Annotated in this window: 6 protein-coding genes; 3 read left to right on the plus strand and 3 right to left on the minus strand. The window is 44.3% G+C overall.

What is annotated here, in order from left to right:
* Window positions 1–403 precede the first annotated feature (403 nt).
* Window positions 404–928, plus strand: a complete 525-nt coding sequence (locus HMPREF0666_RS15330; RefSeq protein WP_009013295.1) for a flavin reductase family protein — start codon at window positions 404–406, stop codon at window positions 926–928.
* Between the two features lie 42 nt (window positions 929–970).
* Entirely contained in the window at window positions 971–1414 is a 444-nt protein-coding gene (locus HMPREF0666_RS15335; RefSeq protein ID WP_232214143.1) for a hypothetical protein, read from the plus strand.
* 387 nt (window positions 1415–1801) lie between these two features.
* Here the strand turns inward: HMPREF0666_RS15335 and HMPREF0666_RS15340 are convergent, their stop codons facing one another.
* The 3 genes from HMPREF0666_RS15340 to HMPREF0666_RS15350 form a co-directional block, all read right to left on the minus strand.
* Window positions 1802–3091 (minus strand): histidine-type phosphatase, encoded by a 1290-nt coding sequence (locus tag HMPREF0666_RS15340; RefSeq protein ID WP_009013297.1) that lies wholly within the window; start codon window positions 3089–3091, stop codon window positions 1802–1804.
* A gap of 72 nt (window positions 3092–3163) precedes the next feature.
* Entirely contained in the window at window positions 3164–4321 is a 1158-nt protein-coding gene (locus tag HMPREF0666_RS15345; RefSeq protein WP_009013298.1) for an OprO/OprP family phosphate-selective porin, read from the minus strand.
* Between the two features lie 149 nt (window positions 4322–4470).
* Window positions 4471–5262 (minus strand): phosphatase PAP2 family protein, encoded by a 792-nt coding sequence (locus HMPREF0666_RS15350; protein WP_042856513.1) that lies wholly within the window; start codon window positions 5260–5262, stop codon window positions 4471–4473.
* A 216-nt stretch (window positions 5263–5478) separates the two neighbouring features.
* Between HMPREF0666_RS15350 and HMPREF0666_RS15355 the strand changes: the two genes are divergently transcribed.
* On the plus strand, window positions 5479–5765 hold a 287-nt coding region (locus tag HMPREF0666_RS15355), incomplete at its 3' end, for a helix-turn-helix domain-containing protein (protein WP_009013300.1).

The following is a 5765-nucleotide window of genomic DNA, read 5'->3' on the forward strand; positions in this document are numbered from 1 at the left end:
CTTCTCGATAAGCAGCCAGTTCTCTCTTCTACTTCGTTACTATAAAAATGTTCCTTTGTTACCCTGTCTTCTCGATAAGCATCCAGTTCCCTCGTCTACTCGTTACTATAAAAATGTTCCTTTGTTACCCTGTCTTCTCGATAAGCAGCCAGTTCCCTCGTCTACTCGTTACTATAAAAATGTTCCTTTGTTACCCTGTCTTCTCGATAAGCAGCCAGTTCTCTCGTCTACTCGTTACTATAAAAATGTTCCTTTGTTACTATGTCTTTCTTGCAAGCAGCCTGTTCCCTTGTCCTGTTCCCCTGTCCCAAAATTCTTCTCAGAGTGCTTTGTTTAACCATATAAAAGTCTTACTTTTGTATGCGGTAAAAGTTTTTATTGGTATAATAAATAATTTATTAGGATGAAGGAAGTAAGTTATAAGGACTTAAAGTTCAATCCATTCGACCTCTTAGGTAGGGAGTGGATGTTAGTCTCAGCGGGTAATGAGAAGGATGGATGTAACACTATGACAATCAGTTGGGGACACCTTGGCTGTATGTGGGGCCATAACGACCCAACAGCAGTGACCTATATCCGTGCCAGTAGATATACAAAGACGTTCGTGGACAGGGAAGACTACTTCACACTCTGCGTCATGGACGCATCTTTCAAGAAGCAGATGGCTTATCTCGGTACGGTCTCTGGACGTGATGAAGACAAGATTGAGAAGGCAGGACTGACAAAGGTTTTTGCCGATAATAGTGTTTATTTTAAGGAAGCAAAGATGGTTCTTATCTGTAAGAAAGAGTATGTTGCCGACTTAAAAGAGAGTGGCTTTGTTGATAAAGACATTTTCGAGCAGGCTTATCCAGAAGGAAATCTTCACACGATGTATGTTGGTAAGATAGAAAAGGTGCTTGTTCGTGATGATGAGTATCTGAAGTAATCGCTGTCAATCAGCTGTTTGTCCTACTCTGATAAAGTCTATATGGATATGAGACACGTGTTTATTCTTGTTACTTTATTGCTCCTTGTGGCCTGTAAACCCTACGGTGATTATAAGGAACGTGGGCATTGGAGGCAATTGAAAGAGAACGAACGGATTGGTTTCTATTGGCGGCATAATGATAAAATCTATGCTGCTTTAGGCGATTCGGCCGTCCTTGTCAGATATGTTGAGCCTATGAAAGATGTGGATATCAGCACTTTTTATGTGAATAAGACAATCGACAAGGAGTGTGAGAATTATGCAAAGGACAAGAACCATGTGTATTATCCTTGGCATATGATAGCTGTTGATGCTGATACCTTTAGTTATGAGTATGCTACAGAGCTTATTGTCAAGGGTGCCTTCCCTTCTTCTTTCAGATATATAGGGGATGGGAAAGGGACAGACGGATATACGATGTATAAGTATGGTTGGCGAGAGTAGACTGGTAGACAAGGTTGACGAGTAGACGAGTAAACAAGTTGTTTGTCGGGAGGACAGAGTAACAGAGTAAGTAAACAAGGTGGACGAGTAGACGAGTTAACAAGCTGCTTGTAAGAGAGACATAATAACAGAGGAACGAGTGATGGGTTACATCACAAGTAACTCGTCTACTTGTTAACTCCTAAAACTCGTCTACTTGACAGATAGACAGAGTAACAGAGTAAGTAGACAAGGTGGACGAGTAGACGAGTTAACAAGTTGCTTGTCGGGAGGACAGAGTAACAGAGGAACGAGCGGAGGTAACGTGACATGTAACTTGTCTACTTGTTAACTCCTAAACTCGTCTACTTGCTAACTCCAGAAATCGTCTACTTGCCCACTACTTATTTACTTAATATCATCGTATGCACGGATAGCTTGGAGGAAGCGAGCGTTGACATCCTCGAAAGTATATAGTCCGTCAACATTCTGATTGAGCCCCTTCAGCTTCAAAGAGAAAATCTGTGGAGCGTGTTGGAGGTCGAGTAAAGACATCTGTTTGAGCTGGTCAGTACTCTGATAAACGAGGTTTACGGCTATAAAAGCCTTTCCTGTAGCATCAACCCACTTCTCTATAACAAGCTTTGAACCGATAGGTGTCTTCTTCTCGATAGAGTTTGGGAGTGAATACTCCTCTACTCCAAGGGCTGCATCAACGCTGGCAATGTTTGAGTCGTGGCCACAGAGGAAGGTAAACTTACGGTCTTTGTCGTTTAACTCATCGTACATATACTGTAGAAGAGGGTGAGCAACGTTGACAGCTACGATAGGTGCTGTGAAAAGAACGTCTCCATAGACATCTTTCACCTTAGCAATCTTAGTCCAATCGTCCGTTGTGAGCTTATGACCAAAGGCAGCCTTCATGCCATCAGGCTCCTCGTAATACTGAAGGATAAACGCATCAGAGGCCGAGTTAGCATTCTTCAACGAACCTTTCATGCCTGGTTCCTGATTGAGTTCGAGCGTGATTTGGGTGTCGTTGGTGGTGAAGTCCTTTACTTCTCCTTTCTTATAATACTCGCTTTGCTTCATGTCTAAGACCTTGGCAATGAGGTCGTAGCTTCCTTTTAATCCCTTGTTGATACCAACAAGACCTTCTTTCCCACCCATGGCGTTGATTTGCTTCATTGCTTCAGAGCGGAAGGCAGGTGTACTCTTAGTAAGGCGTGGGAAGAAGATTGGGTCCATCTTTGAAGGAACATAACGGTGGTTTACGCGTAAGCCAGCCACTGGCATGAACCCACTTGAGAAGTATTGTGCCGTAGCGATACAGCGTTGCATGGAGTTAGCATACACGTTTACCTCATCAATAGAAGGTACATAATTGTCTTTGAACAGCCCTGTCTCGATGGTCCACTTACGGAAGAACTGTCCCATCTCAGTCTCTAACACACCGCCTCTGAGCGTTAACTCGCTGGCAGCCGATGACCAGTTTGTCCACTCGTGTGGCGTCATCTTGCTCAGTGCAGAACCATTGGTTGAAAGCGGTGAACGGATGTTATGACGAGAGAGGATAACAACCTCTTTTAGTTTATATTTCCCTTTGAAAGCGTCAGAACGCTGAAGCTGTGCCTGAGCCAATACTGGGCAGAGTAGAGCCAGTATCAGAAGGAGGACGAAAGAATTGATTTTTCTCATTGTAGTAATACTTTATTAAGTCATAATTCACAACCCATAGTGTGCGACAATAGGTTGTGAATTATCGGAGTTTTAGAACTTTATCTGCAGACGAGTCTCTAAGATAGAGAACGTATTATTGTTGAATGCAGCGTTGTCAGTGGCCCGTGTGATAGAACCACGTACTCGCCAAATCATGTACTTATTGAGGTAATAGTTGAAAGTCAACGACCAATCGTTAACCTTACCACCGTAGATATTGGCGTCCTTGTCCGTTAAGGTTGAGTAGTTATAGGCCGCAACAAGCTCCAAAGAACCTGGGTCTGGGGTGGCAATACCCGCATCTGCCTTGGTATAAGTATAACCTTGACCCTTGAGCAAGTAGCGTACATTGCTATAAGCACCCCATGCACTGTAGTTTGGCATGGCGTTGTCACGCTTGATACCTACGTAGAAGTACTGAGCTTCAAGACCAAAGTTACCAACTGCAAGGTTCATTTCTGGAGAGAATTTCCACAGTGCTTTAGCGTCAGAGATGGTAGCCTCTTGAGCAGCGACGTTGGCTATACGTGTTGGGAAAGGAGCTCTTAAAGTGTAAGACTTATGGCTGAGAGCAGCATTCTTGTTATAACGTGGAGACTCGTAAGCACCACTGATACCGATATGGAAAATCTTACCACGCTCAGTCAATGGGCGCCATACCAATCGTGTCATCGCACCCCATGCCTCGTTACCGAGCTTATCAGTGGTCATCTTCATTGCGTCGTTCTCAGCAAACACTGATGCAGTAGCGTGGAACTTGTCGCCAGCATGCACGTACATAGCACCTATCAAACGGCTATTGAAGAAGGCTTGGTTGGCCAAAGGCTCCTCCATCGAAATCTTAAAGCTTGAGGATGTACCGCTCTGGAGGCCATACTGATGTACAAAGTAGCCCATACGAATAAGGTTCTCTTTGTCGAAATTGTAGTCGAGGCTGATGTCCTTGAGAGAAAGACTTTGTCGAGCATAACCGACATCGACCTTTGCTTTCCATTTACCGTAGGTTGCGCTGACTCCCATACGTACGTCTGGGATGGCAACACCATCGTTAAGTTGGTCGTTAAGTGTCTCGTCTGTTGAGTGCATAACGCCTGCATCCATGAGGATACGACCTGAGGGTTTAACTACTAACTTTGGCTCTTCGTCTTGAGCAAAGGCACCTGTACAGGCCATTAAGCCACAGGCTGCCATAAGGATAATTCTTTTCATAGATGTATTTATGTTGTCTATATTCTATAAAATTAGGTTTTCTACTCTAAAGAGAGTGATAGGTTGAGGGAGAGAAAGGAGTTAAGTCTCTGACAGATAGTTGATATCATCAGACGAAGTTAACTCCTTTCTCGCTTTTCCTTTACGGCTTAGTTGGCAGCCTTAAAGGTGCTCTTTGCAATCTTACCCTCCTTCTTTAGCTTCGCAAACTCCTTCTTCGCCTTAGCTAACTGCTCTTGGAAAGAAGGGTCAGCATGGAGACGTGCTACGACAGCAGCACTGACAATGCGTGCTGCATCTACGTCGCTCTGCCAGTGATAACCGCAGATAACACGGCTCTGGCCCATCTGGTAGCCACGTTCAAGTATCTCATTTTGACGGTCGACATTAATCTCTGAGAGTACAAGAGCAGTTGCCCAACCGATAGCCGTATGGCCAGATGGATAAGAACCATTGGTTGACAGCTCCTGTTGTTGCTCTGGGTTGCAAGTCATTTCTTTGTAGAAAGCGAATGGACGAACACGCATGTAGTGGTCTTTAGCACTGCGTGTAGCCAAGTCGCCAGCGTCCTCACGCATATTCAAGACGAGCTTGTAGATCTCTGGAGTTGTCTCTTTGCTAATCTTAATACCGAAGGCTTCAGAGAAGGCATTAGGTACTCCGTCGCCACCTACACGTGCGTCAGCTGCTGCTTGGTCGCCTCGTGGAGTGTCGCGCTGCATCTTTCCCCACTGATATTGAGCCTGATCGTAAAGGAACTGGATACTTCCTGGCTGCGGAGGAGCAGGGAGCAGTTCGAGAGAACTTGCCTGTTGTCCGTCCTGAAGGTAGTAGAGGTCGGGCTGTGTACGAACGTCTTTAATCTTCTTTGTAGTTGTCTGTGCGAAAGTGGTCACTGAGAACATTGCCAGCAGACCAACGACTAAGGTTTTCTTTGTCATCATAATAGATTTGAATTTATAATTTTGAATTAATTAAAACGCAAGTTCAACATAGAACTGCAATCCCAAGTGCTGGTGTAGCTTAATAATCTATACCTGAAAACACCGAGGGGTTTGGGGGCGAGAAGCCCCCATGAGAAGAAAATCAACAAGCAATGCATAAAAATAAGAAAGGGAGACCTCTGTCTCCCAAAGATTAATTAATTTTGCATTGCAATGTACAAACAATTAACCTCGGAGCAAAGGTACACAATTTCTGTGCTACTCCAAAATAGAACGAAACAAAAAGATATTGCCAAGGCGATAAATGTAAGTGCAAGTACAGTGTCTCGTGAAATAAGACGTAATAGCGGAGTCCGAAGACACTATAATTGGGAAACTGCCCAAGCAAATGCAGTACAAACAAGGCGCAGAAAGCCAGGCAATCGTTCAGTCGACAAGGATGTCATGGAAGAGGCGAAGCGCCTTCTTATTACTGAGCAATGGTCTCCAGAACAAATATC

Origin of the sequence: Prevotella sp. C561 (assembly GCF_000224595.1) — a bacterium.
Classification (GTDB): domain Bacteria; phylum Bacteroidota; class Bacteroidia; order Bacteroidales; family Bacteroidaceae; genus Prevotella; species Prevotella jejuni.